Annotated in this window: 23 protein-coding genes; 10 read left to right on the top strand and 13 right to left on the bottom strand. The window is 71.5% G+C overall.

The annotated features are described in order from the left end of the window. Positions 1 to 6 precede the first annotated feature (6 nt). On the bottom strand, positions 7 to 1,896 hold the full coding sequence (gene speA, locus FPV26_RS10365; RefSeq protein ID WP_147653809.1) for an arginine decarboxylase: 1,890 nt from the start codon (positions 1,894 to 1,896) through the stop codon (positions 7 to 9). Between the two features lie 182 nt (positions 1,897 to 2,078). On the opposite strand from speA, the gene speE reads away from it, so the two are divergent. The 3 genes from speE to FPV26_RS10350 all read left to right on the top strand — a co-directional run bounded on the left by speE (position 2,079) and on the right by FPV26_RS10350 (position 5,766). Continuing rightward, positions 2,079 to 2,936: a polyamine aminopropyltransferase gene (gene speE, locus FPV26_RS10360; RefSeq protein ID WP_147653808.1), complete on the top strand. Its 858-nt coding sequence runs from the start codon at positions 2,079 to 2,081 to the stop codon at positions 2,934 to 2,936. A gap of 101 nt (positions 2,937 to 3,037) precedes the next feature. Further along, entirely contained in the window at positions 3,038 to 4,930 is a 1,893-nt protein-coding gene (locus FPV26_RS10355) for a GGDEF domain-containing protein (protein WP_147653807.1), read from the top strand. 182 nt (positions 4,931 to 5,112) lie between these two features. Next, complete coding sequence (locus tag FPV26_RS10350; protein ID WP_147653806.1) at positions 5,113 to 5,766, top strand: protein kinase domain-containing protein; 654 nt, start codon at positions 5,113 to 5,115, stop codon at positions 5,764 to 5,766. On the opposite strand, the gene FPV26_RS10345 is transcribed toward FPV26_RS10350, so the two are convergent. Together FPV26_RS10345 and FPV26_RS10340 are read right to left on the bottom strand one after the other, a co-directional pair. Beyond that, a complete protein-coding gene (locus tag FPV26_RS10345; protein ID WP_147653805.1) occupies positions 5,739 to 6,215 on the bottom strand; it encodes a hypothetical protein in 477 nt (158 codons plus the stop codon). The two genes, FPV26_RS10350 and FPV26_RS10345, sit on opposite strands and share 28 nt — an antisense overlap. 81 nt (positions 6,216 to 6,296) lie before the next feature. Then, positions 6,297 to 6,635, bottom strand: coding sequence for a P-II family nitrogen regulator (locus FPV26_RS10340; protein WP_147653804.1), 339 nt, complete (start codon positions 6,633 to 6,635; stop codon positions 6,297 to 6,299). 171 nt (positions 6,636 to 6,806) lie between these two features. On the opposite strand from FPV26_RS10340, the gene ubiK reads away from it, so the two are divergent. The 5 genes from ubiK to FPV26_RS10315 all read left to right on the top strand — a co-directional run bounded on the left by ubiK (position 6,807) and on the right by FPV26_RS10315 (position 12,037). Next, complete coding sequence (gene ubiK / locus FPV26_RS10335) at positions 6,807 to 7,085, top strand: ubiquinone biosynthesis accessory factor UbiK (protein WP_147653803.1); 279 nt, start codon at positions 6,807 to 6,809, stop codon at positions 7,083 to 7,085. Positions 7,086 to 7,095: 10 nt separating this feature from the next. Next, positions 7,096 to 8,610, top strand: a complete 1,515-nt coding sequence (locus tag FPV26_RS10330; protein WP_147653802.1) for a YifB family Mg chelatase-like AAA ATPase — start codon at positions 7,096 to 7,098, stop codon at positions 8,608 to 8,610. An 82-nt stretch (positions 8,611 to 8,692) separates the two neighbouring features. After that, positions 8,693 to 10,441, top strand: a complete 1,749-nt coding sequence (locus FPV26_RS10325) for a potassium/proton antiporter (RefSeq protein WP_181952631.1) — start codon at positions 8,693 to 8,695, stop codon at positions 10,439 to 10,441. A gap of 114 nt (positions 10,442 to 10,555) precedes the next feature. Beyond that, complete coding sequence (locus tag FPV26_RS10320; RefSeq protein WP_181952630.1) at positions 10,556 to 11,770, top strand: putative peptide maturation dehydrogenase; 1,215 nt, start codon at positions 10,556 to 10,558, stop codon at positions 11,768 to 11,770. 27 nt (positions 11,771 to 11,797) lie between these two features. After that, a complete protein-coding gene (locus FPV26_RS10315; RefSeq protein ID WP_147653799.1) occupies positions 11,798 to 12,037 on the top strand; it encodes an NHLP-related RiPP peptide in 240 nt (79 codons plus the stop codon). 26 nt (positions 12,038 to 12,063) lie between these two features. Here the strand turns inward: FPV26_RS10315 and FPV26_RS10310 are convergent, their stop codons facing one another. The 4 genes from FPV26_RS10310 to aceB all read right to left on the bottom strand — a co-directional run bounded on the left by FPV26_RS10310 (position 12,064) and on the right by aceB (position 18,958). After that, positions 12,064 to 14,697: a putative peptide modification system cyclase gene (locus FPV26_RS10310; RefSeq protein WP_147653798.1), complete on the bottom strand. Its 2,634-nt coding sequence runs from the start codon at positions 14,695 to 14,697 to the stop codon at positions 12,064 to 12,066. 15 nt (positions 14,698 to 14,712) lie between these two features. Beyond that, entirely contained in the window at positions 14,713 to 15,741 is a 1,029-nt protein-coding gene (locus FPV26_RS10305) for a GGDEF domain-containing protein (RefSeq protein WP_147653797.1), read from the bottom strand. A gap of 107 nt (positions 15,742 to 15,848) precedes the next feature. Further along, positions 15,849 to 17,141 (bottom strand): isocitrate lyase, encoded by a 1,293-nt coding sequence (gene aceA, locus FPV26_RS10300; protein ID WP_147653796.1) that lies wholly within the window; start codon positions 17,139 to 17,141, stop codon positions 15,849 to 15,851. A gap of 212 nt (positions 17,142 to 17,353) precedes the next feature. After that, entirely contained in the window at positions 17,354 to 18,958 is a 1,605-nt protein-coding gene (aceB, locus tag FPV26_RS10295; protein ID WP_147653795.1) for a malate synthase A, read from the bottom strand. A gap of 114 nt (positions 18,959 to 19,072) precedes the next feature. On the opposite strand from aceB, the gene FPV26_RS10290 reads away from it, so the two are divergent. Together FPV26_RS10290 and FPV26_RS10285 are read left to right on the top strand one after the other, a co-directional pair. Then, complete coding sequence (locus tag FPV26_RS10290) at positions 19,073 to 20,041, top strand: LysR family transcriptional regulator (protein WP_147653794.1); 969 nt, start codon at positions 19,073 to 19,075, stop codon at positions 20,039 to 20,041. Positions 20,042 to 20,102: 61 nt separating this feature from the next. After that, positions 20,103 to 20,294 (top strand): hypothetical protein, encoded by a 192-nt coding sequence (locus FPV26_RS10285; protein ID WP_147653793.1) that lies wholly within the window; start codon positions 20,103 to 20,105, stop codon positions 20,292 to 20,294. Positions 20,295 to 20,307: 13 nt separating this feature from the next. On the opposite strand, the gene FPV26_RS10280 is transcribed toward FPV26_RS10285, so the two are convergent. The 6 genes from FPV26_RS10280 to arfB all read right to left on the bottom strand — a co-directional run bounded on the left by FPV26_RS10280 (position 20,308) and on the right by arfB (position 25,301). Next, positions 20,308 to 21,762 carry a tetratricopeptide repeat protein gene (locus FPV26_RS10280; protein ID WP_246109265.1) on the bottom strand — a complete coding sequence of 485 codons (1,455 nt, stop codon included), beginning with the start codon at positions 21,760 to 21,762 and terminating at the stop codon, positions 20,308 to 20,310. Next, positions 21,759 to 21,986, bottom strand: coding sequence for a hypothetical protein (locus FPV26_RS12865; protein ID WP_246109264.1), 228 nt, complete (start codon positions 21,984 to 21,986; stop codon positions 21,759 to 21,761). The genes FPV26_RS10280 and FPV26_RS12865 overlap by 4 nt, the downstream gene beginning before the upstream one ends. A 5-nt stretch (positions 21,987 to 21,991) precedes the next feature. After that, the gene (locus FPV26_RS10275; protein WP_246109263.1) at positions 21,992 to 23,077 is read right to left on the bottom strand and encodes a glycosyltransferase family 2 protein; all 1,086 of its coding nucleotides are present in this window, start codon (positions 23,075 to 23,077) and stop codon (positions 21,992 to 21,994) included. Positions 23,078 to 23,090: 13 nt separating this feature from the next. Then, positions 23,091 to 24,119 carry an NAD-dependent epimerase/dehydratase family protein gene (locus tag FPV26_RS10270; RefSeq protein WP_147653791.1) on the bottom strand — a complete coding sequence of 343 codons (1,029 nt, stop codon included), beginning with the start codon at positions 24,117 to 24,119 and terminating at the stop codon, positions 23,091 to 23,093. Between the two features lie 125 nt (positions 24,120 to 24,244). Further along, a complete protein-coding gene (locus tag FPV26_RS10265) occupies positions 24,245 to 24,859 on the bottom strand; it encodes a lysophospholipid acyltransferase family protein (RefSeq protein ID WP_147653790.1) in 615 nt (204 codons plus the stop codon). A gap of 25 nt (positions 24,860 to 24,884) precedes the next feature. Continuing rightward, positions 24,885 to 25,301, bottom strand: a complete 417-nt coding sequence (gene arfB / locus FPV26_RS10260) for an alternative ribosome rescue aminoacyl-tRNA hydrolase ArfB (protein WP_147653789.1) — start codon at positions 25,299 to 25,301, stop codon at positions 24,885 to 24,887. Between the last annotated feature and the right edge of the window lie 188 nt (positions 25,302 to 25,489).

Below are 25,489 nucleotides of genomic sequence, written 5' to 3'. Positions count from 1 at the left end.
CCGCGCTCAGCCCAGCGGCTCGTCGCTGAGATAGGTGTAGGCGGTCAGGCCGGCCTCGAGCGCGGCCGCCAGGCGCTCGGCCTCGTCGGCCGGCAGGCCGGCGGCGGCGACCTTGGCGCGATAGGCCGCGCGCAGCTCGTCCAGGCGGTAGCCGACGTAGTCGAGCATCACGTCGGTGGTGTCGCCGCGGCGCTGGCGGCTCATCGCCCAGCCTGCGCCGTCCAGGTGCACCTCGACCGCGTCGGTGTCGCCGAACAGGTTGTGGATGTCGCCGAGGATCTCCTGGTAGGCGCCGACCAGGAAGAAGCCGAGGCAGTAGCGCTCGCCGGGGCGCGGCGCGTGCAGCGGCAGCGAGCTGTCCAGGTCCTCGTTCTCGACGTAGCTGTCCACCTTGCCGTCGGAGTCGCAGGTCAGGTCGGCGATCACGCCGCGCCGGTCCGGGCGTTCGTGCAGGCGCTCGATCGGGACGATCGGGAACACCTGGTCGATCGCCCACACGTCGGGCATGGACTCGAACACGCTGAAGTTGACGAAATACTTGTCCACCAGCCGTTCGTTGAGCTCGTCGAGCAGCGGGCGGTGGCTCTTCTCGTCGTAGGTCAGGCGCGCGCGCACGGCGTGGGCGATGGCGTAGAACAGGTCGTCGATGCGGGCGCGGTGGGCGAGGTCGATCTGGCCGAGCGCGTACAGCGACAGGCCTTCGCTGTGGTGGTGCTGGGCCTCGTGGAACAGCTCCACCGCCGGGCGCCGGTCGAGTTCCTCGTACACCTCGCGCAGGTGCCGGATCACCGCCGGCTCGTCGGCGTGCGGCTCGGGCACGCGGCCCTCCGGCGCGCGCTCGACCTCGGACACGTTCGCCACCAGCACCGCGTGGTGCGCGGTCATCGCGCGGCCGCACTCGGTGACGATCCGCGGCGGCGCCAGGCCGTGCTGCTCGCAGGCCTCGGCCAGCGGCTGGACGATGGTGGCCGCGTACTGGTCCACGCCGTAGTTGATCGAGCAGAAGCTGCGCGAGCGGGTGCCCTCGTAGTCCACGCCGAGGCCGCCGCCGACGTCCATCCAGCGGATCGTCGCACCCAGGCGCGAGAGCTCGACGAAGTAGCGGGTCGCCTCGCGCATGCCGTTGGCGATGTCGCGCACGTTGGAGATCTGCGAGCCCATGTGGAAGTGCAGCAGCTGCAGGCAGTCGGTCATGCCGGCCTCGCGCAGCGCCTTCCACAGGTCGAGCAGCTGGCGCGGGGACAGGCCGAACTTGGCCTTGTCGCCGCCGCTGTTCTGCCACTTGCCGGCGCCGAGCGAGGCCAGGCGCATGCGCACGCCCAGGCCCGGGCGCACGCCGAGCGCGCGCGCCTCCTCCAGCACCAGCGGCAGTTCGGAGGGCTTTTCGACCACGATGTAGGTCTGAAGCCCGAGCTTGCGCCCGATCAGGGCCAGACGGATGTACTCGCGGTCCTTGTAGCCGTTGCACACCACCAGGCCGCCGGGGCGCGAGAGCGCCAGCACCGCCATCAGCTCGGGCTTGCTGCCGGCCTCCAGGCCGAAGCCTTCGCCGCCGTGCCCGGCCAGGGTGCCGGCGACGCCGGCGTGCTGGTTGACCTTGATCGGATAGACGGCGGTGTAGCCGCCGCGGTAGTCCCACTCGGCCTGGGCCCTGGCGAACGCGGCCTGCAGGCGGCGCAGGCGGTCGCCCAGGATGTCGGGGAAGCGCACCAGCAGCGGCAGCCGCGCGCCGTTGCCGCGCGCACGCTCGACCACCTCGGCCAGGACGATCGCCGGCCCCTGCGCGCCGCGCGGGCGGACCACGATCCGGCCCTGCCCGTCCACGTCGAAATAACCCTCGGACCAGTGCGGGATCGAGTAGGTCTTGCGGGCGTGGTCGAGCGACCAGGCGGTCATCGGCGGGATCCTTCGGCGGGCGGGGTTGGCGAGGGGCGCGCAGTGTACCCCCCGGCGGCCGGTGGTGCGGGCTGGCGTCCCCCGGAGCCGGCGTGCGCGCCTCCGCCCGGTACACGGATCCGGGCAGGGGCGGCCCGTCCGCTACAATCCGCGCCCCCCCGCACGCTCCCCGGACCCCGACGATGACCGAGCCCCGCTGGCACTACGAGCACTTCGAGCCCACCGGCTCGGCCATCGGCTACCGCATCACCCGCAAGCTCGACGAGGTGCAGTCGCCGTTCCAGAAGATCGAGATCTACGAGACGACCGACTGGGGCAACCTGATGCTCATTGACGGCGCGGTGATGCTCACCAGCCGCGACAACTTCCTCTACCACGAGATGATGTCGCACCCCGCGCTGTTCACCCACGCCGACCCGCAGCACGTGGTCATCATCGGCGGCGGCGACTGCGGCACCCTGCGCGAGGTGCTCAAGCACGAGGGCGTGCGGCGCGCCGTGCAGTGCGACATTGACGAGCAGGTCACGCGCATGGCCGAGAAGTGGTTCCCGGAGCTGTGCGAGCGCAACGCCGACCCGCGCGCCGAGCTGCTGTTCGACGACGGCGTGGCCTACATGCGGAACTGCGCCCCCGGCAGCGTGGACGTGGTGATCGTGGACTCCACCGACCCGGTCGGCCCGGCCGAGGGCCTGTTCAACCGCGCCTTCTACGAAAGCTGCTTCCGCGCCCTGAAGGACGACGGGATCCTGGTCCAGCAGTCCGAGTCGCCGCTGATGCAGCTCGCCCTGATCCGGCAGATGCGCGCCGAGATGGCCAAGGCCGGCTTCGCCGCGTTCAAGACCCTGCCGTTCCCGCAGCCCTGCTACCCCACCGGCTGGTGGTCGTGCACCCTGGCGCGCAAGCCCGGCCACGGCTTCGGCTTCCGCGAGGCCGAGGCCGAGGCCCGGCCGTTCGCCACCGCCTACTACAGCGCCGGCGTGCACCGCGGCGCCCTGGCCACCCCGCCGTTCGTGGCCGCCGCTCTGGACGCAGCCGGATAACTGCGGCCGCCCGCACGCTTCCGTCGGGCGGCGCTGGTGCCGGTCGGGAAAACCCCCTACAAAGGGGGTTCGCACCGGTTCGACCAGGGGGAGGTCGGCACGTGTCCCAGCGCCTCTCGTCCGCGCTCCTCGGCGCCTGCCTGCTGGCAGCCGTCGCGGTCGCGCTTGCGCAGGCGCCACCGCCCGCGCCCTCGGCGGCCGGGTTCGACGAAGCCATCGGCCGGCTCGAACGCGGCGAAGACGTCCCGCGCAACAAGCGCGAGCTGGAACAGGCCCTGGCCCGCCTGCGCACACTGCTGCCGCCCGACGACCCCCGCCGCGCGCTGCGCCTGCGCGCCTACCGCTGCCTGACCGACGACCTGGGCCCCGCGCACAACGGCCTGGCCTTCGCCCGCGCCGGCCTGGCCGAGGCGCGCCGGCTCGGCGACGTGCCGGCGCAGGTGCGCTTCGGCTATTGCGAATCGCTGTACCTCGACGCTTCCGGCCGCAGCGGCGAGGCCGCGGCGCCGCTGGAGGCCGCGCTCGCGCTGGCCCGCCGCCATGGCGATCCGCACCTGATCGCGGAAGGGCTCGGCATTCGCGGCAACGCCCGCTCGCTCAACGGCGAACAGGCCGCCGCACTGGTGGACCTGCTCGAGGTCGAGCGCCTCTACCGCCAGGCCGAGCTCGGCGAACACGCCGAGGCGACCCTGCTCGACATCGCCATCGCCTACCGGCGCATGGGCGACCATGCCAAGGCCGCCGACTACCTGCGCCAGAGCACCGCCTTCGCCGAGCGCGGCCGCTACTGGAGCCTGCTGGTGGTCTCGCTGCTGCAGACCGGCTTCCTGCACGAGGATCTCGGCCGCTATCCGCAGGCGCTGGAGGCCTTGCAGCGGGCACTCCAGGTGGCCCGTCAGCAGGACTTCGAGTACGACATCGGCGCCGCGCACCTGGGCATCGCCTCGGTGCAGGTGAAGCAGGGCGACCACGCCGGCGCGCAGCGCTCGCTCGCCGCCGCGCGCACAGTCTTCGAGCGGGTCGGCGATGCCTCCAACGAGGCCATGCTGTCCCTGCTCGAAGGCCAGGTGCTGGCCGCACGCGGGCAGCATGCGCAGGCCTTGCAGCGCTACGCCGCATCGGAACGCGCGCTGCAGGCCAGCGACAACCTGCGCTACCGCGCCGAGCTGCATGCCGCGCGCGCGCGCAGCCACGAGGCGCTCGGCGACTGGCGCGCCGCGGCACAGGACCTGCGCCGCCAGCTCGAACTGGAGCGCCGACTCGACGCCAACCAGCGCGACCAGCAGGCGCTGCTGCTGCGCCACCAGTTCGACGCTGCACGCCGCGACCTGGAGAACATGCGCCTGCAGGCCGAACGTCGGAGCCAGGCGCAGAAACTCGAAGCCGCCGAACGCGTGCGCCGCTGGCAGACCGTCGCGCTCATCACCAGCGCCGTGCTGTTGCTGGTGCTGCTGGCGCTGCTGCTGCGCCAGCTCTACCGCATGCGCCGGATCCGCGCCCTGGCGATGACCGACGAACTCACCGGCGTGGCCAACCGCCGCCACATCGAACAGGCCGCGCTGCAGGCCGCCGCGCAGGCGCGTGCGGAGGGCCGCCCGCTGGCGGTGCTGACCTTCGACCTCGATCATTTCAAACGCATCAACGACACCTACGGCCACGGCGCCGGCGACCAGGTGCTGGTGCGTGTCACCCGCGCCTGCGAGGCCGCGCTGCGCCAGGACGACCTGCTCGGCCGGGTCGGCGGCGAGGAGTTCTGGGTGCTGCTGCCGGGCACCTCGCACGAGGCCGCGCTGCAGGTGGCCGAGCGCCTGCGCGAAGGCGTGGCGCGGCTGGCCTTCGACGACATCGCGCCCGGCCTGCGCACCACGATCAGCCTCGGCCTGTCCGCGCTGCGTGCCGACGACGCCAGCCTCGACGACGCCATCGACCGCGCCGACACCGCCCTGTACCGGGCCAAGGCCGCCGGCCGCAACCGGGTCGAAGTGGAACTCTGAGCCGGCGCCCTGCGGCCGGATCGCGGCGGAGCCCCCGACGATCTCCCCCACCGTTCCCCCTGCTGGTGACTGAATGGGGGCCTCGCGCGCCGGCCGGAAAACCGCCAAGGCAACGTTAAGGTTTCATAAAATGCGCCCCCTTCCTCCCGTCCCCGGCGCACCCCCCCGCTGCGCCTGCCGCCATGCTGCTGTTTGCCCCCCCCTCTGGCCTGTCCTCCGGCTCGCGCCTGCTCAAGCGCGGCGAACGCCTGCTCGAGCCCGACGTGTACCTGACCGCGCTGGAGGGCCGGCCGGCGGTGGTCAAGGACTACCGCCGCTACCGCTGGACCCCGCTGGCGCCGCTGGCGCGCTGGCTGGTGCGGCGCGAGGCGCGGATCCTGCGCCGCTTGCAGGGCTGGCGCCACGCGCCGACCCTGCTCGGCACGGTCGGCGGGCTGTGGCTGGCGATGGAGTTCGTGCCCGGCGACACCCTCGGCGCGCACGCCACGCTCGCCACCCGCCACGTGTTCGAGCAGCTGCAGGCCGCGGTGGCGCACCTGCACCGCGAGGGCATCACCCACAACGACCTGCACGCCGCCAACGTGCTGGTCAGCGGCGGCGTGCCGGTGCTCATTGATTTCACCGCCGCGCTGCGCCTGCCCGGCCCGCTGCGGCACGGCGCGCTGGCCCGCCAGCTGCGCCGCGGCGACCTCAAGAACGTGGCCAAGCTGCGCCAGCGCCTGACCGGCGACGCGCCCGACCCCGCGCTCGCCGCACAACTGGCCGAGCCGGGCTGGGTGCGCGCGCTGCGCGCGGCGTGGAAGCGGCTCTACCGCGTGCTCAAGCCGCTGACCTGAGGTGCATGCCTGCCACGCAGGGTGAGCCGCACTTCGACGGTTTCCCTGTCCCGGTGCAACGTCACCGACGCGGGTTCGCCCGGCCTGACTCCCAACACCGCCTCCGCCAGCGACAACCGCGCTCCCGCCTCCAGGCGATGCACCGTCGCCTCGAGGAAGACCGCTCCCGACTTCACCTGTGCCGGCGCCTCCGCAGGCACCCCGGCCGTGGCCAGCGTCAGCTCGAAGCCGGAGGTCCGCGCCTCGTCGCCATAGACGGTCAGGCGCGCCGGCCGGCCCTCGGCCACTTCCAGCAACGCATCGGCGATCACCGGTTTCCCGGCGACGGTCACCGTCGCATCCACCACGTGCGATGCCCCTTGCCCCTCTGCACCGGCACGGCCGGCAAGCACCACGGGCACGACAAGAACCAGCGTCACGACGGCAAGAACCCGAACCAGCGTCTTCACCGTCAGCCTCCTTCTCGGCTCATTCCCCGGCCACGCAGCCGGGCGCGTGTGTGCACAACGGATTCCGTTTCGTCCGCCGGACTACAGCGCGTCGGCATCCATCTCGCCGGTGCGGATCCGCACCACCTTGTCCAGGTCCCAGACGAAGATCTTGCCGTCGCCGATCTTGCCGGTGCCGGCGGCGCGCATGATCGCCTCCACCACCGCGTCGCATTGTTCGTCGGTGACCGCGACCTCGAGCTTGATCTTGGGCAGGAAGTCCACCACGTACTCGGCGCCGCGGTACAGCTCGGTGTGGCCCTTCTGGCGGCCGAAGCCCTTGACCTCGGTGGCGGTGATGCCGGCCACGCCGGCCTCGGCCAGGGCCTCGCGCACGTCGTCGAGCTTGAACGGCTTGATCACGGCCATGACCATCTTCATCGCATCGCCCCCGTCGTGGATCGCAGCCTCGGACCGCAGCAGGATACCCGGCGCGCGGCGCCTGACGCGCGGGCGGTTTTCCGATAGCCTGCCGCAGCGGCCGCCGACAGCCGCCGCGGCGCAGGCCCGGCACGCTGGCCTCCCGCCCACCGGCCGTGCAGGAATGCCCCGATGATCGACCTCGACAAGCTCGACGAACTCGCCCGCCGCCTGAGCAACCTGGTGCCGCCGTCCCTGCGCGAGGGGCGCGAGGAGCTGCAGCAGAACTTCCGCGCCGTGCTGCAGTCGGGCCTGTCCCGGCTCGACCTGGTCACGCGCGAGGAGTTCGAGGTGCAGCGCGCGGTGCTGCTGCGCACGCGCGAGAAGCTCGAGGCGCTCGAACGCACCGTCGCCGAGCTCGAGGCGCAGCTCGCCGCCGCGCGCCCGCAGCAGCCGCCGCAGTCGCACTGATCCGGCCGCCATGACCCTGGCGCTCGTGCACAGCCGTGCACGCGCCGGCGTGCACGCGCCCGCGGTGCGGGTGGAAGTGCACCTCGGCGGCGGCCTGCCCTCGCTGCAGGTGGTCGGCCTGCCCGCGGCCGCAGTGCGCGAGGCCAAGGACCGGGTGCGCGCGGCGCTGCAGTGCGCGCAGTTCGAGTTCCCCGCGCGCCGCATCACCATCAACCTCGCTCCCGCCGACCTGCCCAAGGACGGCGGCCGCTTCGACCTGCCGATCGCGCTGGGCATCCTCGCCGCGAGCGGGCAGTTGCCGCGCGAGGCGCTGGCCGAATGCGAGTTCCTCGGCGAGCTGTCGCTGACCGGCGAGCTGCGGCCGGTGGACGGCGCGCTGCCGGCCGCGCTCGCCGCCGGCCAGGCCGGGCGGCGGCTGGTGCTCCCGCCCGGCAACGGCGCCGAGGCCGCGCTCGCGCGCGGCGTGGAGGTGCTGACCGCGCGCACCCTGCTCGAGGTCTGCGACGCGCTCGCCGGGCGCACCCGCCTGCCGCCGGCGGTCGCCCCGGCGACGGCGCCCGTGGCCGGCCCGGACCTGGCCGAGGTGCACGGCCAGGCGCAGGCCCGGCGCGCGCTCGAGATCGCCGCCGCCGGCGCGCACCACCTGCTGCTGGTCGGCCCGCCCGGCTGCGGCAAGACCCTGCTCGCCGCGCGCCTGCCCGGGATCCTGCCCGAGCCGGACGAGGAGGAAGCGCTCGAATCGGCGGCGGTGGCCTCGGCCAGCGGCCGCGGGCTCGACCCGGCGCGCTGGCGCCAGCGCCCCTGGCGCGCCCCGCACCACAGCGCCAGCGCCGCGGCGCTGGTCGGCGGCGGCACGGTGCCGCGCCCGGGCGAGATCTCGTTGGCCCACCACGGCGTGCTGTTCCTGGACGAGCTGCCGGAGTGGAGCCGGTCGGCGCTGGAGGTGCTGCGCGAGCCGCTCGAGAGCGGCGTGGTCACGATCTCGCGCGCGGCCCGGCAATGCGAGTTCCCGGCCCGCTTCCAGCTCGTGGCGGCGATGAACCCCTGTCCCTGCGGCTGGGCCGGCGACCCCTCCGGTCGCTGCCGCTGCAGCGCCGAGGCGATCGCGCGCTACCGCGCCCGTGTCTCCGGTCCGCTGCTCGAACGCATCGACCTGCACGTGGAGGTGGCGCGCCTGCCGCCGCACGCACTGCGCGCCGACGCGCCCTGCGCCGAGACGAGCGCGACGGTGCGGCAGCGGGTGGAAGCCGCGCGTGCGGTGCAACACGCCCGCGCCGGCAAGCCGAACGCCCTGCTCGACGCGGCGCAGATGCGCCAGAGCTGCCGCCTCGCCGCGGCCGACCAGGCCCTGCTCGAACGCGCGGTGGATGCGCTGCACCTGTCGGCGCGTTCGCTGCACCGGATCCTGCGCGTGGCGCGCACCATCGCCGACCTCGCCGGCAGCGCCGACATCGCCACCGCGCACCTGACCGAAGCGATCGGGTACCGCCGCCTGGACCGGCTGGATCCGGCCATCGTCATGTGAGCGGACCCGGCCTGCCCCGCGCAAGGCCAGGCATTCACCGCCGCTTGCTAGCATCGAACCTCCGCCCCCACGGAGGACTGGTGTGGAGCACCTGCACGCCATTGACTGGCGGCTGCTCGGCGGCGCGCTGCTGATCCTGGCCGGCATCGCCTCGTCCCTGCTCGCGCGGCGCTTCGGCGCGCCGCTGCTGCTGGTGTTCCTGCTGCTCGGCCTGCTGCTCGGCGAGGACGGCCCCGGCGGCATCCGGTATTCCGACACCCGCTTCACCTACCTCGTCGGCGCGCTCGCGCTGGCGGTGATCCTGTTCGACGGCGGCCTGCGCACGCGCGCCGCGCACGTGCGCGGCAGCGTCAAACCGGCGGTGCTGCTGGCCACCGCCGGCGTGGTGATCACCGCCGCGCTGACCGCCTTCGCCGCCGTGCACCTGCTCGCGCTGCCCTGGCTCGAAGCGCTGCTGCTCGGCACCATCGTCGCCTCCACCGACGCCGCGGCCGTGTTCTTCCTGCTGCGCACCGGCGGCCTGCACCTGGAGCGCCGCACCGGCGCCACGCTCGAGATCGAATCGGGCAGCAACGATCCGGTGGCGGTGTTCTTCACCATCGCCCTCACCACCTGGCTCGCCGGCGCCGAGGCCGGCGGCCCGCTGGCCCTGTCCCTGCGGCTGGTGTGGGCGATGGCCGCGGGCCTGGCGCTGGGCTACGCCGGCGGCCGCGCGATCGTGTGGGCGCTGAACAAGTACGCGCTGCCGTCCGGCCTGCATCCGTGGCTCGCGCTGTCGGGCGCGGTGGCCCTGTTCGCGCTGACCAACCTGTTCGGCGGCAGCGGCTACCTCGCGGTGTACCTGGCCGGGATCGTGGTCGCCAACCGGCCGGCGCGGGCGCGCGGCGAGGTGCTCGCGGTGCAGGACGCGGCCACCTGGTTCGCGCAGCTGGTGATGTTCCTGCTGCTCGGTCTGCTGGCCACGCCGAGCCGGCTGCTCGAAGTGCTGTGGCCGGCGCTCGGCGTGGCCGCGTTCCTGATGTTCGTGGCGCGGCCGGTGGCGGTGCTGGCCTGCCTGCTGCCGTTCCGCTACCGCGCCGGCGAGATCGCGTTCATCGCCTGGACCGGGCTGCGCGGCGCGGTCGGCATCTTCCTGGCCTCGATCCCGCTGCTCGCCGAACTGCCGAACGCCGCGCTGTACTTCAACGTCGCGTTCGTGGTCGTGCTCGCCTCGCTGGTGGTGCAGGGCTGGACCCTGCGCCTGGCCGCGCACCGGCTCGGCGTGGCGGTGCCGCGCGCCGACCCCGACACCCGCCGCATCCAGCTCGACCTGCCCGGCCAGCTCGACTACGACATGGTCGGCTACCGTATCGCCCCCGGCTGCGCCGCGCTGCGCGGCGCCCCGCTGCCGGGCCGGGTGCGCCTGGTGATGGTGGTGCGCGAGGGCCGGGTGCTGCTGCCGGACGAGGCCGGCACGCTGCAGGCCGGCGACTACGCCTACTTCCTCGCCCCGGTCGGCCAGGCCCCGCGCCTGGACTGGCTGTTCGCCGAGGGCAGCGACGCGCGCCTGGCCGAGCAGGATCTCTTCGGCAGCTTCACGCTGCCCGGCGACGTGCCGCTGGGCGAACTGGCGAAGTTCTACGGGCTGCCGATCCCGCCGCGCTTCGCCCATGCCACCGCCGCGCAACTGTTCGACGAACGCTTCGACGAACAACCCCAGATCGGCGACCGCCTCGCGCTCGGCAAGGCGGTGCTGGTGGTGCGCAGCCTCAAGGACGAGCGCGTGGCCCAGGTCGGGCTGAAGTTCGCCGGGGTGGGCGAGCGGTTGATTGCGGGTGGGAAGCCATCGTGATTGATGCATCCCGTGCATGCCGGGAACGGATGCTAGGCTTCCCCAAATCCGACGCCACGGATGACGCCTTTTGGCACGGATCCACCCTTCACAAGCCAGTCCGCCTACTCAGTCATGCGCGTACGCCGCCGCTCACCCTGCCTGATCGAAATTGACGACGAGTTGCTGCCGGACTTCAACGCGTTGCTACAGGGCGAGATGCGGCTGCAGACCCGACCCAGCACATCCCTCCTGTGCCCGCTGGAGGGTCGCCGCATCGGTATCACACCCGAAGAACTCGCGTTCGTAGCCGGGCTGACCGCACAGGAATGGTACGAGGTGGAAGCGCTGGCACAACGTGGCCCATTCGATCACGCCAGCATCGAGTCCATGACACGCCGCGGCATCCTGGTCAGCGAGTTCGATACCACCATGCTGGATCGCGAGGCGAAGCTCGCGGACATCGGTTGGCACCCTCTTGCCGCTGTCTACCACGCCATGACCCGCTGGCAGGGCGTGATCGGCGACGAAGGCACGCGCGAACATGGCGAGGACGCCCATCGTGCACGGCTACAGGCGCATGTCGCCCGGCATGGGCCACCGCCGCCACATTTCCCACGCCACCCGTGCGCCGGCCCGGAGTACGCCCTGCCACTCGAACCGTTCGACGACGCCTTCGCGCGCCTGCTTCAGGCGCGCCGCACGACGCGCCACTTCGACCAGGCCGCAACACTCGCGCTCTCCGACCTGAGCCGAGTGCTCTATGGCACGTTTGGTGCAATCGGCACGCGTGCATTGGCCCCAGGTGTCGTCGCAGTCAAACGCACCAGCGCTTCCGGCGGCGCCTTGCAGCCGACCGAAGCCTATCCCTTGGTGATCAAGGTGGAAGGGCTAGCGCCCGGCTTTTACCACTACCAGGCTGATACCCATTCGCTTGCCCTGGTGAAGCGCATGGACGAGCATGCCGCACGTGAACTCGCGTCGGCGCTTACCATCGGGCAGATCTATTTCGCCGAGGCGCATGCCCTTGTTTTCCATGTGGTGCGTCTGGACCGCCATCACTGGAAATACCGGCGTCATGCGAAGGCCTACAAGGCCGCACTCCTGGATTCCGGCCATCTGAGCCAGACGTTCTATCTGCTCGCAGCGGATCGCGGGCTGGGCGCGTTCTACACCGCTGCGATCAATGACGCCGACCTGGTCTCACTGCTCGACCTAGACCCCTTGGCGACGCTCGCCGTTGGCACCAACGGGATCGGGGTGATCGACGGCACCCGGGACATCCTGCATTTCATGCCGGAACCGTACACGCCCACCTTGACTTTACCGGGTGCCGGAACCTCTACTTAGGCCCACCACGGGGGAGGGAAGGCAAACATGACAGCGCAAGACAACGCCCGCAAGCTGCTGCAGCTGTTGGCCACAGACGACGACTTCCGCAGGAAATTCGAGGCGGATCCGGTCGGCCTGCTCAAAGCCTACGGCATCGAGGTCGACCCCAGCCAAGTGCCACCTGGTGGCGTCCGCCTTCCAAGCAAGGAGCAGATCGCCAGGAACCTCGACACCCTGAGCAATGAGCTTCATGCCACAATGGGCATCATTGTATTCAAAGCCTGAACTCTCCCCCGGGGAGCCGGCTTCGCTCACTTCGGGGACACCCGACGCTGCAGTGCTAGAACTCTGGCCTGCAGTTCTGGCGCGTTCGCTAGATCCGGCCAAGCCTTCTGAAACGCAGCCAGATGCTTGGCACTGCGCTCTGGATGGCCAGCCTCCATCGTCACCTCGGCCAAACGCAACATGGCAAGGTTGGAGCGCAGGACATTCTCGATCACCAGCAAGTGCTCACCGCACCACTCTGCGTAGGCGCGCCCCCGATGGCGCACCAACCATTCCAAGTGCTTGATGGCTTCCCCGTGCCGTCCCAATGCCGTGTACGCATCTGCCGCCACGGAATGGGTCAGATACAGTTCGTCGCCATCAAGAAAAGGAGTGACGGCAACGATCGCATCGGCCGGCCGCCGTTCCGCGATCGCGATCCTGGCGCGGACGATGGCGGCGAGGTTGGGCAGCGTCTCGTAAGGCGATTCGGCCACGGCTGCTGCGGTGTCGCGCAAGGCTCTCTCCGCGAGCTGGACGGCGCCTGCGTCCACCGCAAGATAAGCCGCATACAGATAGGCTTGGGCGATGCTTTCGCGCGGGGGGCCACTGGCATCAACCAGGGCACGACGGGCTGCGTCAAGGACGTCAACGACTCCTGCAAGATGCTGCGATACGGAAGTTTTGCCTCGGCCTGCTCCCAACGTCGCCGACAACACGATCCATTCGTCCGCTCGCACAGGGCTTTCGATCATGTCCCGCAGCGCCTTGGCCTGCATGCCCATCTCTGTGAAGCGGCCTTGATCGCCGCTTATGGCCACCGCCATCAACCGGCGCTGCAACTCGACCTTGGGCGCGGGCGCACGTTCCGCCTCCAGGCTTTGCCTGGCCTGGGCAAACTCGCGCCGCGCCGCATAGGCCGCCGCTTGTTCTGCGCTATAGCCGGAAAACCCAAGATTGCGCGCCGACCGGAAAGCCTTTAGTGCATCGGCGTGACGTTCCTGGCCAAGCCGGGCGATACCCAGCAGATATGCCGACACCGCGCGAGTGACACTTTGCGGGACGCTGGCCCGTCCCGAAAACTCAGCCATCACATCGAACCGGTTCGACGGCCACCCTCCGGAGATGGCGTAATTGTGGGCGGCCTGGTGAAAGTCCGGGTACAGCTCGGCTAATGCCAACCATTTCTCCGGATAGCCTTTTTGCCATTGCATCATCGCCAAGGTGGCATCCAGGTACAGCGCCTCGCGATTACTCAAGCGCTCGCGCAGCGCGGCAGCCTTTCGCATGGCGGCGATCGCTTGAGGATGCTCGCCGCGGGCATGGGCAACACGTCCGATCGCGACATGCGCCAAGGCGAACTCTGGATCCAGCGTCAAGGCCTGCTGGAAATGCTGCGCAGCCTCATCGAGGCGACCTGATCCCAACGCCTTCTGGCCGAGCGCGTAGGCACGCAAGGCGTCCAGGCTGGCAGTGGTGACCCGCTCGACAGGCGCGGAATCGCGCTCGATGGACGCAAGTGTCTCGCCGAGTCGTCCGCGGAGTGATTCACCGATCCGCCCAATGGCCGCGAGCGCAGAATCCGCATCCCGCTCCATCATGGACTCGGCGAAAACAGTGCCATGGGTAACTGGATCGACGACTTCTACCGTCACGCGCAGACGGCCGCCGACTTCGGCGACGGTCGGCAGCAAAACTGCTCGCGCGCCGCTGCGCAACGCAACCTGCGCACCGAGATCCCGGTCTACTCGCGTGGCCGCCGGATCCCGCCGCATCAACCGTAGCGTGTCGTCAATGCGCATGTCTGGAACGACATTGACATATCGCGACTGCTCCAGGCCAACCCGCAAAGCGGTTTCGAGCGCATCGTCGAACCGCGCGTTGCTGGTCAGGTTCTGCAGGTCGGCGATCACCACCCAGTCGCGCTCGTTGAACGCGATCGCAGGTTGCGGGCGGGTGACGAACCAGGCGCCGATGCCGATGCCGACGAGCAGCAGCACCTCGGCGGCGAGCGCGGCGGGGCGGCGCCAGAGCGGGGTGTCGCGCCAGGCCTTGCCGCTGGCCTTGGGCGCGCGCAGCGGGGCGAGGCCGGGCTCGCCGACCTCGTGCACTTCCAGCGCCTCGGGCAGGCCCTTGAAGCGCCAGCGGCCGTGCGACTTCCACAGCAGGTGTTCGGCGCGTTCGCCGAGTTCGCGCGCGGCGCGCCGGGCGAGCGGTTCGGCGGTGGCCGAGAGCAGGATCTGGCCGGGGCGCGCCAGCGCCATCAGGCGGCCGGCGAGCGGCTTGGCCAAGCCCTCGACCTCGAGTGGCTTGGCGCCGGCCTGGACCGCGGCGGCGCTGTTGCGCCAGGTCAGCACCTCGCCGACGTGCAGGCCGGCGCGTGCCTCCAGGCGCAGGTTGCGCGTGTGGCCGAGCTCGCGCAGGCCGCGCGCGTAGTCGAGGGCGAAGCCGAGGCCGTCTATGGGGCGTTCGAACAGCAGCAGCAGGCCGTCGCTGCGGTCTATCAGGCGCCCGCGCCAGCGCTGCTGCAGTTCCAGCACCAGGCGGTCGTGGGCGCGGAACAGCTCGGCCGCGGCGGCATCGCCCAGGCGCTCGACCAGGGTGGTCGAGTCGCACAGGTCGGTGAGCAGCAGGGTGCGCAGCTGCGGCTGCTCACCGGCGGGGTGGGCGAAGTCGTTCATGCGCCGCGGCCTCCTTCACGCCGGCGCCAGCGCGCCGTCCTGCCACTCCACGCGGTTGCCGCCCAGGCGCTTGGCCCGGTACAGCGCGGCGTCGGCGTACGCGTACCACTCGTCCCAGTCCTGCCCGGGCAGCAGCAGGCAGGCACCGACGCTGAGGGTGGCCATCTGCGGCGGGTCGGACTGCAGCGCGTGCAGCGCGCGCGCGGTGTTGACCACGAACTCGCCCATGCGCAGCACCTCGTCGGGGTGATCGGCGCGCACCAGCAGGCAGAACTCGTCGCCGCCCAGGCGGCAGGCCAGGTCATCGGGCCCGGCCGCCGAGCGCAGGATGTTGGCCACGCCCTGCAGCACGCGGTCGCCGACCAGGTGGCCGTACTCGTCGTTGATGCGCTTGAAGCTGTCGCAGTCCACCAGCAGCAGGCCGCGGCGCCGGGCGGCGTCCTCGCGCCGGCGCTGCTGCAGGTGCAGCAGGAAGCCGCGGCGGTTGGTCAGGCCGGTGAGTTCGTCGGTGCGGGTCAGCTCCTCGGTGACGCTGAGCCGGTGGTTGGTGGCGCGCAGGGTGTCGAGCGCGGTCTGCAGGTCGAGGTTGCGCCGGCGCAGGCGCCCGATCAGGCTCTGCTCGTTGCGCACCACGCGCTCGATCGAGCGGCGCAGGAAGTGCGAGAGCTGGCGCGGGTCGCGCTCGGCCAGGCGCTCGAACTCCTCCTGCGACAGCTCCAGCAGCACGCAGGCGGTGACGGTGGTGGCGTCGGCGCTGCGCGCATGGTCGCCGATCAGCAGGCCGAGCTCGCCGAAGAACTCGCGCGGCCCCAGGCGCTTGACGGCCAGGTCGTCGCCGAAGTCGAGCTCGACCTCGCCCTGGGTGACGACGTACATCGTGGTGCCGAGGTCGCCACGGCGGAACAGGCGCTCGCCCGGCTCGCAGCGGCGCACGCGGCCGACCTGGGCGAACAGGGCGTACTCCTCCGCGGTCAGCGCGGCGGGCGACGCATGCGGGTCGTGCGCGGCCGCGCGCGCGGCGGCGGGCGCCGGTTCGCGTTCCATTCCAGACCCCCCCGTGGGCATGGGGGGGCGAGCATACCATCGTCGCAGGACCATCCCCCGGGAGATACGGAACCGGGCGCGGAAGCCGGCCGCGCCGGTCCGCGCGCTCAGGCCGCCTGCGGCTGGAACTGTTCCTCCTCGGTCGAGCCCTTCAGCGCCACGGTCGAGGACTGGCCGCCCTGGATGGTCTGGGTGACCGCGTCGAAGTAGCCGGTGCCGACCTCGCGCTGGTGCTTGACCGCGGTGAAGCCCTGGGCGGCGGCGGCGAACTCGGCCTGCTGCAGCTCCACGAACGCGCTCATCTGCCGCCGCGCGTAGCCGTGGGCGAGCTGGAACATGCCGTAGTTGAGGCTGTGGAAGCCGGCCAGGGTGATGAACTGGAACTTGTAGCCCATCGCCGCCAGCTCGTGCTGGAAGCGGGCGATGGTGGCGTCGTCCAGGTGCTGCTTCCAGTTGAAGCTGGGCGAGCAGTTGTAGGCCAGCAGCTTGCCGGGGTACCGGGCGTGGATGGCCTCGGCGAAGGCGCGGGCGAAGGCGAGGTCCGGCTTGCCGGTCTCGCACCAGACCAGGTCGGCGTACGGGGCGTAGGCCAGGCCGCGGCTGACCGCCTGCGCCAGGCCGTTGCGGGTGCGCCAGAAGCCCTCGACGGTGCGCTCGCCGGTGAGGAACGGGCGGTCGTTGTCGTCAATGTCGGAGGTGATCAGGTCGGCGGCCTCGGCGTCGGTGCGGGCGACGATCAGGGTCGGCACGCCCATCACGTCCGCGGCCAGGCGCGCGGCGACGAGCTTCTCCACCGCCTCGCGGGTGGGCACCAGCACCTTGCCGCCCAGGTGCCCGCACTTCTTGACGCTGGCGAGCTGGTCCTCGAAGTGCACGCCGGCGGCGCCGGCCTCGATCATCGCCTTCATCAGTTCGAAGGCGTTGAGCACGCCGCCGAAGCCGGCCTCGGCGTCGGCCACGATCGGCTGCAGGTAATCAATGCCCGCCTGCCCTTCCGCATGCTGGATCTGGTCGGCGCGCAGCAGGGTGTTGTTGATGCGCCGGACCACCTGCGGCACCGAGTTGGCCGGGTACAGCGACTGGTCGGGGTACATCTCGCCGGCGAGGTTGGCATCGGCCGCGACCTGCCAGCCGGACAGGTAGATCGCCTTCAGCCCGGCCTTGACCTGCTGCATGGCCTGGTTGCCGGTGAGCGCGCCGAGCGCGTTGACGAACGGCTCGGTGTGCAGGTAGCGCCACAGCTTCTCGGCGCCGAGCCGGGCCAGCGAGTGCTCGACCGCGACGGTGCCGCGCAGCCGCACCACCTCCTCGGCCGAGTACGGGCGGACGATGCCGGCCCAGCGCGGGTTGCAGGTCCAGTCGAGGCGAAGCTGTTCGGCGGTGGGCAGCATGCGGGTCATGGGCGGGGCTTCCGTCGGGTGAAGGTGAAATGCGTCGTTTCAGACGCGCATCAACGCGGATGGGCGCGGATCAGGACAAGACTTCCAGGGAAGATCCGGACGACTTCCGCCATCCCGGCGAAAATCGGGATGAGGGCGGGTTCAGGCATCCCCCGATTCCAGACAGGCAGTCGTTGCATTCGTGTCCATCCGCGTGAATCCGCGTCAGAGGTTCAATCCAGCCGCGCGTACGCGGGCAGGGTCAGGAAGTCGGCGAGGGTGTCGGCGTGGGTGAGGCGGTCGAGCATTCCGATCGCCTCGGCGATGCGGCTGCCGCCGGGCAGGCGGCGGCGGTCGCCCAGGCGCGCGGGCAGGTTGAGCAGGGCGCGCTCGAGCAGGGCGAAGTCGAGCTCGCTGCCGTCGTCCAGGCGCAGGCCGTGCGGATGGTGCAGCCACTGCCACAGCTGCGCGCGCGCGATCTCGGCGGTGGCGGCGTCCTCCATCCGGTGCCGGATCGGCACGCAGCCGATGCCGTCGAGCCAGGCGGCGAGGTAGCGCACGCAGACCTCGACGTTGTCGTCGAACCCCGCGCGGGTGATGGTGCCGGCGCAGGGCGCGACCAGGTCGTCGCGGGTCACGAGCACCTCCTCGCGGCGCACGTGCTGCTGGTGCGGCGCGGGCATGCGCTCGTCGAACACCGCGCGCGCCACCGGCACCAGCGCCGGATGCGCGACCCAGGTGCCGTCGAAGCCGGCCGTGACCTCGCGCAGCTTGTCGGCGCGGACCGCGGCCAGCGCGGCGGCGTTGGCCGCGGCGTCGTCCGCGACCGGGATCTGCGCCGCCATCCCGCCCATCGCGTGCGCGCCGCGGCGATGGCAGGTCTGCACCAGCAGGTCGGCACAGGCGCGCAGGAACGGCCGCTCCATCGTCACCTGACCGCGCTCGGGCAGCACCTTGTCCGGATGGGCGCGGAAGGTCTTGATGTACGAGAAGACGTAGTCCCAGCGCCCGCAGTTCAGGCCGGCCACGCGCGTGCGCAGCGCGTGCAGGATCTCGTCCATCTCGAACGCCGCCGGCAGGGTCTCGATCAGCACCGTGACCTTGCACTGGCCCGCCGGCAGGCCGAGCGCGTGCTCGATGTGGGCCAGCACCGCGTCCCACAGCGCGGCCTCCTCCATGCACTCGAGCTTGGGCAGGTAGAAGTACGGGCCGCGATCCTGTGCGGCGAGCGCGCGCGCGTTGTGGAACGCGAACAGGCCGAGGTCGAACAGGCCGGCCGCGATCGGCTGCCCGTCCACGTGCAGATGCTTCTCGTCCAGGTGCCAGCCGCGCGGACGCACGTGCAGCACCGCCTGGCGTTCGCGCGGCGGCAGCACGTAGCGCTTGCCGGTGGCGGCGACGAACTCCAGGTGGCCGGCGACCGCCGCGCGCAGCGCGCGCTGGCCGGCGACCAGGTTGGCCCAGGTCGGCGCGGTCGCGTCCTCGAAGTCGGCCATGTAGCCCTGCGCGCCCGAACCGAGCGCGTTGAGCACGGTCTTGGGGTCGGTCGGGCCGGTCAGTTCGACCCGGCGGTCGCGCAGCGCGGGCGGGATCGGCGCCACCTGCCAGTCGCCGGCGCGCACGGCGGCGGTGTCGGCGCGGAAGTCGGGCAGGCCGCCGGCATCGAACCCCGCCTGGCGGATCCGGCGCGCGGCCAGGCGCGCCTGCCGCGCCGGCTCGAAGCGGCGGTGCAGCCCGGCCAGGAAGGCCAGGGCGGCGGGGGTCAGCAGCTCCTCCTGACCGGGGGCCTGGGCCCGCAGCTCGATGCCGCCGTCCACCGCTTCCAGCACTGCCACCATGGATCGCCTGCTCCGTTCGGGGGGTCGGGCGACACCATGCGCGCGGGTACGGTATTTGACAAACAAGACTTATCAATATATATGATTTGAAAATCAAATGATGAGCCGACGTCCATGGCCCGCCCCACCCCAGCCGCGCCGCGGTTCTCGTACAAGGGCAGCCGGCTCAAGCCCCTGCGGGCGTTCTGCCAGGTGGCGCGGCTGGGCTCGGTCTCGCGCGCGGCCGAGGCGCTGTACCTGAGCCAGCCGGCGGTGACCCTGCAGCTGCAGGCGCTGGAACGCGAGTACGGGGTGCGGCTGCTGGAGCGCAGCGGGCGGCGCCTGGCCCTGACCCGCGAGGGCGAGGCGCTGTACGCGCTGGCGCGGCCCCTGGTGGAGGGGCTGGACGGGCTCGAGGCCGCGTTCCGCGAGCGCCTGCGCGGCCTGGACGCCGGCGAGCTGCACGTGGCCGCCGGCAGCTCGACCATCCTCTACCTGCTGCCGCGGATCGTGGAGGCGTTCCGCGCTGCGCACCCGGCGGTGCGCCTGACCCTGCACAACGTCACCGGCGCCGGCGGCCTGGACCTGCTGCGCTCGGATGCGGTGGACCTGGCGGTGGGCTCGATGCTCGACGTGCCGGCCGACCTCGACTACGCGCCGGTGTACCGCTTCGACCCGATGCTGATCGTGCCGCCCGGCCATCCGCTCGCCGCCAAGCCGGAGCTGCGCCTGGAGGATCTCTCGCCCTACGGCCTGATCCTGCCGCCGCAGCGCCTGACCACCTACCGCCTGGTGGACCTGGTGTTCCAGCGCGCGCACGTGCCCTACACGGTGGCGCTGGAGGTCGGCGGCTGGGAGGTGATCAAGCAGTACGTGGCGATGGGGCTCGGGATCAGCATCGTCACCGCGATCTGCCTGACCGAGGCCGACCGCGCCCGCCTGGTGGCGCGCTCGCTGGCCCGCTACTTCCCGCCGCGCAGCTACGGCGTGGTGATGCGCAAGGGCAAGTACCTCAGCCCGCAGGCACGCGCGTTCGTGGCCCTGATCAAGCCCGACCTGTACGCGCCGCGCGAGTACGACGAGCCGGGGCACTCGGCGCGCTGAAGCGCCCTGCCCCGCCGTGGCCCCGTCGCGGCGCGCTTGCCGTGTTGCGGGGAATGGAGACATGCCGATGAAGAACCACAACCCGTCCGGAGGCCGGCTGCGCTTCGCCAGCACCTGGCAGCGGCTGCTGGCGATGCTGGTGCTGGCGGTGTTCGCCGGCCTGATCTGGCTCGCCTGGAGCGGGCGCTACGACCGCGAGATCAACGCCTTCGCCGCCTGGCTGGAACGCCAGTACGAGGCGCTGCGGCGCTGAGCGCGCCGCGCGCTCACGGGCACTGCGCGGGACGGTGGCCGCAGAAGCGGTAGCGCAGGATCAGGCCGAAGCTGGTGCCCTCGTAGCGGCCGAACTCGTTGAGCCGTTCGCTGTAGCCGGCGGTGGCCACCAGCTGCCACGGGGTGAAGATGCCGAAGGTGAACGCCACGCTGACGTCGCTGGCGCGGCGCCAGCTGGTGAAGGTGTCGTCGCGCTGCACGCCGAGCGCGGCGGTGAGGGTCATCCCGGCCTCCTCGCCGAGGCGGACGTAGGCACCGAGCACCGGCGCGATCCGGCGGTAGTTGTCGGGGCTGTAGTAGCCGTTGCCGGGATCGCGGGTGAAGTCCAGCCACTCGCCCTGCACGCCCAGGTCCACCAGCGCCTGTTCGCCGCGGTACACGGCGTGGCGGTAGTCGGCGCTGAGCGCGCGGCGGCGGTTGTCGTCGCTGAAATCGTCGAAGGCCACGCCTGCGCGCAGCGTGTCGCGCAGCGTCGGCCGCCACTGCAGGTCGGCGCGCACGCCGTCGCGGACGATGTCGAGCGACAGCGCGCGCGGCGAATAGGCGATGCGGTCGCGCTCGAAGGCGAGCGTGTAGGCGAACGCGTCGCTGGCCTGGTGCGAGAACGCCAGGCGGCCGATGGTCTCGCTGTCGTCGCGGCCGGTCAGGCCGTCCAGGCGCGAACGGCCGAGCATCAGCTCCAGCGCCGCGTCCGGCGAGAACGCGTAGCGCAGGCCGAGCTGGAGGCGGTCCTCGTCGATCGAGTCGCCGCCGGTCACCGGCGCGAACGGGCCGCCGACCGGCGCGGAATGGTCGCGCCGCACCGCCGAGGCGAGCAGGCGCAGATCCTCGGCCACGCGCACGTCGGCCTCCAGGCCGGCGCTGCGGATCTCGATGTCGTCGGAATCGGAATACACCGACACCGGCGCGCCGACCGTGGAATACAGCGGCAGCCGCACCGCCTTGGTCAGGATCTCGGTGTCGCGCCCCTCCGGCTTGAGCGCGCGCGCGCGCTCGAGCGCCGGCAGCGCCTCCTGCGGGCGCTCGCCCAGGCGCGCGGCGACGGCCTGGGTCCAGGCGTGGTCGTAGTTCTGCGGGTCGGCTTCGTACAGCGGGGTGTTGAGCGCGAGCGCGGCGTCGCGGCGGCCGGCCCAGGCCAGCACCCGCGCGCGCACCGCGCGCGCCTCGTCGTCGTCGCCGCCGAGCGCGTCCAGGGCCTCGATCGCGCCGGCGTAGTCGCCGCGCCAAGACAGCCAGCGCGCGCGGTCGAGCTGCGCGGCGCGGTCGCCCGGGTGCGCGGCCAGGTGCCGCTCGAGCAGGTGCAGCGCTTCGGCCGTGCGCCCGGCCCAGGCCGCCTCGCGCGCCTGCTGGGCCAGGTCCGGCGCCTGCTGCGCGAGCGCGGCGCCGGCCAGGAACTGCAGCGAGAGCGCGACCGCGAACGACAGGGCTCGCGCGCGCGGGCGGGTCATTTGCGCCATTTGCGGTTCCCCGTGATCCACAGGTCGGTGGCGAAGCGGCCGATGGTGAACAGGTCGGCCACCATCAGCGTGTAGCGGATCGGCGTGACCAGCACGCCCTTGGCCAGCATGCCCAGGCGTTGCCCCTTGGAGACGGCGAACAGCACCGCCAGCGACACCACCACCTCCGCGGCCACGGTCACCGCCAGCGGCTCCCACAGCTGCAGGATCAGCATGATGATCAACGCAGTGGGGAAGCCGATCTTTTCCGCCGCGGACATGAACATGGCCCAGCCGATCGGCCGCCCGTACTGCGCGGTGTGCAGCTCGCCGAACGGCTGCCGGTACTGTTCCTTGTCCTGCGCAGGTTCTCCACCCCGCTGGCCTTGTCCTGGCGCCGCTTGCGCCAGCGGCGCAGGGCGCGGAACGGGGTGCGCAGCAGCTGATCGAAGTAGTAGCAGCTCTGCAGGAACGAGGACGACCACAGGTAGATCTGCCGCGGCAGGCGCTGCACCTCGGGCTCCTCCGAGCGCGCGGTCACGTCCTGGAGCTGGATGTTGCGGTAGCCCTCGTTGCACAGGGCGAAGCCGATGAAGATGTCCTCGGAATTGGTCAGGTCGTCGCCGAACAGCGGCTCGTACTTGTCGAACAGGTCCTTGACGTAGCGCCGGCGGTAGGCGACCGCGCAGCCGACCGGATTGGTGATGGTGCCGAAGAACACCATCTGCCCCTTGTACACGAAGCGCTGCAGGAACGTGTACAGGCACTCGCGGTAGGTGTTGGTGATCCACCACCACAGCGCATGCAGCTTGCCGCGGCGCGCGTGCGGGTCGTCATAGGTGTCGGCGCCATGCCAGAGCCGGAACTCCGGGGTCTGCGCCAGCGCATGGCGGTGCTTCGGCCGCATCGGCAGGATCACGCCGCAGGCGCTGGCGATGCCCACGCCCTGGTACAGCTCCTGCACGCAGCGCTCGATGTAGTTGGGCGACTCCAGGAAGGTGTCGCCGTCGAGGATGAACTCGACGTCGCTGTCGAACTCGCGCGCCTGGCGCTTGATGGTCGGGGTCTTGCCGATCGAGGCGGCGCGCTCGATCACGGTGAGCTTGATCCCGGCCGCGGCGGCGTATTCGCGCGCGCGCGGCACGGTCTGGTCGTGGCCGCCGTCGTCCACCAGGATCACGTTGCGCGGGCGCAGGGTCTGCCGGGCCAGCGAGGCCAGGCAGTGGATGATGTTGTCCTCTTCCTTGTAGGCGGGGATGACCACGTCCACCACCACCGTGTGCCAGTCCTCGGCCGGCGTGGGCACGGTCTTGTCGGGACCGTGCATCAATCCGATCGTGCTAAGCAGCGCGTTCGGACTCAGGACGAACCAGGGTGCAGTAGCCATCTCGGGCCTCGTTCAGGCGTGCGCGTTCGATCGCGATCAAATCGTCGATCGTCCGTTCCAGCGTGTAGCGGTGCTCGAATCCGGTCAGCGCGCGCAGCCGCGCCAGGCTCGGCCGGCGCCGGCGGATGTCCTCGAAGTCCTCGCCGTAGGCTTCGCGCAGCGGCACGTGCTTGATCGTCGAGCGGCTCTGCGCGCGCTCGATCACCAGCTCGGCCAGTTCCAGGATGCTGATCTCGCGGTCGTTGCCGACGTTGACCACCAGCGTGTTGCGCCCGGCGCGCCAGGCGAGCAGGTCGAGCGCCTCGACCGTGTCGCGCACGTCGCAGAACGAGCGGGTCTGCTGGCCGCCGCCGAACACGGTGATCGGCTCGTTGCGCACCGCCTGGGCGACGAAGCGCGGCACCACCATGCCGTAGCGGCCGACCTGGCGCGGACCGATGGTGTTGAAGAAGCGCGCGATCACCGCCGGGATGCCGAAGCGCTGGGCGTAGGCCAGGCCGAAGGCCTCGTCGGCGATCTTGCTGACCGAATAACCCCAGCGGGTGCCGACGCGGGTGCTGACCGAGAGGTCCTGGTCCTCGCGCAGCACGTCCTCCTCGTTGTGGCCGTAGACCTCGGAACTGGAGGCGAGCACGACCTGCGGCTTCCAGCCGCCAGCTTGCGCGGCGCGCAACAGCCGTTCGCAGCCGGCGATGTTGGTCGCCAGCACCTTGGTCGGCTCGGCGATCACCCGGTACACGCCGACCACCGCGGCCAGGTGATAGATGCGGTCGGCCCAGCCGACGGCGCGCTCGAGCTTGTCCCAGGTGAGGATGTCGGCCTCGTCGAAACGGAAGTCCGGGTTGTCCTCGTGCTGGGCCAGGTTCGCGCGCAGGCCGGTGGACAGGTCGTCCACCACATGGACCTGGTCGCCGCGCCCCAGGTGCAGGTCCGCCAGATGGGACCCGATGAAACCGGCGCCGCCGGTGATCAGGACGTGCATGCATTGCCCCACCCCTCAGGGGGCCAAGTTGGATGCCCGTCACGTTTTGTGACGGGGTAGCCAGAATGACGCAAAAGCCATGCCGCGGGGGCCACGCCCGGCGGCGCGATGGCGCCGCCCGTCCCTCAGGGGGTGCCGTGGTGCTTGCCCTGCCAGGGGCGGTACCAGGCGCGGATGCGGGCGATGTCGGCCTCCATGTCCTCGCCCAGGGTGAACAAGGGGCCGATGCCGATGATCTTCTCGGGGTAGTGGAAGTAGGCCGGCAGCACCGGCACCCCGGCCAGATGGGCGATCTTCCAGAACCCGGGCTTCCAGCGTTCGACCGGCTTGCGGGTGCCCTCGGGCGCCAGTCCGAACCACAATTTGTCACTTGCGGTCAGCAGCGCGGCCGCCTGCTCGACCACCCCGCTGGCGGCGCTGCGGTCCACCGCGATCACCCCCAGCCGGCGCAGCAGCACGCTCAGCGGCCACCAGAACAGCTGGTGCTTGCCCAGGATCTTGATCTCCAGACCGAGGGCGAGCTTGGCGGCGAAGCCCCAGATGCCGTCCCAGTTGGACGAGTGCGGGGCGCCGATCAGGACCAGCTTGGGGATGTCGGGAAACGTGCCGACCATGCGCCAGCCGCCCAGGCGCAGGAGGGTGCGGCCGAGCCAGCGGGTGAAGCGGTTGGGCTTCACCCGCGGGGCGTTGGGCGGCAGGGGCAGGACGTAGCCGGGCTGGCCGGGTTGCGGAAGCGCCATGCGGTGCCTTGGTGCGTGGGGGCCGTCAGTCCCAGTCGCGGCGGGTACGGTCGCGCTTGATCGTACTGCGGCCGCGCTTGGCCTGGAGGCGGCGTTCGCGGGCGGCGCGGGTGGGGCGGGTGGCGATGCGCGGTTTGGGGGCGCGCAGACCGGCTTCGATGAAGTGCGCGAGGCGGTCGCGGGCGTCCTCGCGGTTGCGGTCCTGGGTGCGGAAGCGCTGGGCATTGACGACGAACACGCCGTCGGCGGTGAGGCGGCGGTCGCGGCGGGCGAGCAGGCGGGCGCGCACGGGCTCGGGCAGCGAGGGCGAGCGGGCGACGTCGAAGCGCAGTTTGACGGCGGTGGCGACCTTGTTGACGTTCTGGCCGCCGGGGCCGGCGGCGCGCACGAAGCGTTCGACCAGTTCGTCGTCGGGAATGGCCAGGGCGCCGATGCGGAGCATGGGACGATTGTACGGGCAGGGGATGGGCGATCAGCGCTGCGTGCGTTTCGCCGCCTGGCGCGCGAAGGGCGGCGAGGCCGTCCTGCGGCGCAGGCGTGTCAGTGTGCGTGTGTCAGCTTGCTTCGGGCGGGGCGCCGAGATGCTGCCCGAGGGTTCGCGCCTCCCGCACTCCGAAACCGTGCACGCAC

The organism is Vulcaniibacterium gelatinicum, from assembly GCF_008033445.1.
Taxonomy (GTDB): Bacteria; Pseudomonadota; Gammaproteobacteria; order Xanthomonadales; family Xanthomonadaceae; genus Vulcaniibacterium_B; species Vulcaniibacterium_B gelatinicum.
Note: the sequence above shows the minus strand (reverse complement) of the source record. Positions and strands in the feature narration are given on the sequence as shown.

What these genes read in the sequence shown, in the direction of transcription:
- speA (WP_147653809.1), bottom strand. Translation starts at nt 1,896, where the DNA reads ATGACCGCCTGGTCGCTCGACCACGCCCGCAAGACCTACTCGATCCCG.
- speE (WP_147653808.1), top strand. Translation starts at nt 2,079, where the DNA reads ATGACCGAGCCCCGCTGGCACTACGAGCACTTCGAGCCCACCGGCTCG.
- FPV26_RS10350 (WP_147653806.1), top strand. Translation starts at nt 5,113, where the DNA reads ATGCTGCTGTTTGCCCCCCCCTCTGGCCTGTCCTCCGGCTCGCGCCTG.
- FPV26_RS10340 (WP_147653804.1), bottom strand. Translation starts at nt 6,635, where the DNA reads ATGAAGATGGTCATGGCCGTGATCAAGCCGTTCAAGCTCGACGACGTG.
- ubiK (WP_147653803.1), top strand. Translation starts at nt 6,807, where the DNA reads ATGATCGACCTCGACAAGCTCGACGAACTCGCCCGCCGCCTGAGCAAC.
- FPV26_RS10330 (WP_147653802.1), top strand. Translation starts at nt 7,096, where the DNA reads ATGACCCTGGCGCTCGTGCACAGCCGTGCACGCGCCGGCGTGCACGCG.
- FPV26_RS10320 (WP_181952630.1), top strand. Translation starts at nt 10,556, where the DNA reads ATGCGCGTACGCCGCCGCTCACCCTGCCTGATCGAAATTGACGACGAG.
- FPV26_RS10315 (WP_147653799.1), top strand. Translation starts at nt 11,798, where the DNA reads ATGACAGCGCAAGACAACGCCCGCAAGCTGCTGCAGCTGTTGGCCACA.
- FPV26_RS10310 (WP_147653798.1), bottom strand. Translation starts at nt 14,697, where the DNA reads ATGAACGACTTCGCCCACCCCGCCGGTGAGCAGCCGCAGCTGCGCACC.
- FPV26_RS10305 (WP_147653797.1), bottom strand. Translation starts at nt 15,741, where the DNA reads ATGGAACGCGAACCGGCGCCCGCCGCCGCGCGCGCGGCCGCGCACGAC.
- aceA (WP_147653796.1), bottom strand. Translation starts at nt 17,141, where the DNA reads ATGACCCGCATGCTGCCCACCGCCGAACAGCTTCGCCTCGACTGGACC.
- aceB (WP_147653795.1), bottom strand. Translation starts at nt 18,958, where the DNA reads ATGGTGGCAGTGCTGGAAGCGGTGGACGGCGGCATCGAGCTGCGGGCC.
- FPV26_RS10290 (WP_147653794.1), top strand. Translation starts at nt 19,073, where the DNA reads ATGGCCCGCCCCACCCCAGCCGCGCCGCGGTTCTCGTACAAGGGCAGC.
- FPV26_RS10285 (WP_147653793.1), top strand. Translation starts at nt 20,103, where the DNA reads ATGCCGATGAAGAACCACAACCCGTCCGGAGGCCGGCTGCGCTTCGCC.
- FPV26_RS10280 (WP_246109265.1), bottom strand. Translation starts at nt 21,762, where the DNA reads ATGACCCGCCCGCGCGCGCGAGCCCTGTCGTTCGCGGTCGCGCTCTCG.
- FPV26_RS12865 (WP_246109264.1), bottom strand. Translation starts at nt 21,986, where the DNA reads ATGCTGATCCTGCAGCTGTGGGAGCCGCTGGCGGTGACCGTGGCCGCG.
- FPV26_RS10275 (WP_246109263.1), bottom strand. Translation starts at nt 23,077, where the DNA reads ATGCACGGTCCCGACAAGACCGTGCCCACGCCGGCCGAGGACTGGCAC.
- FPV26_RS10270 (WP_147653791.1), bottom strand. Translation starts at nt 24,119, where the DNA reads ATGCACGTCCTGATCACCGGCGGCGCCGGTTTCATCGGGTCCCATCTG.
- FPV26_RS10265 (WP_147653790.1), bottom strand. Translation starts at nt 24,859, where the DNA reads ATGGCGCTTCCGCAACCCGGCCAGCCCGGCTACGTCCTGCCCCTGCCG.
- arfB (WP_147653789.1), bottom strand. Translation starts at nt 25,301, where the DNA reads ATGCTCCGCATCGGCGCCCTGGCCATTCCCGACGACGAACTGGTCGAA.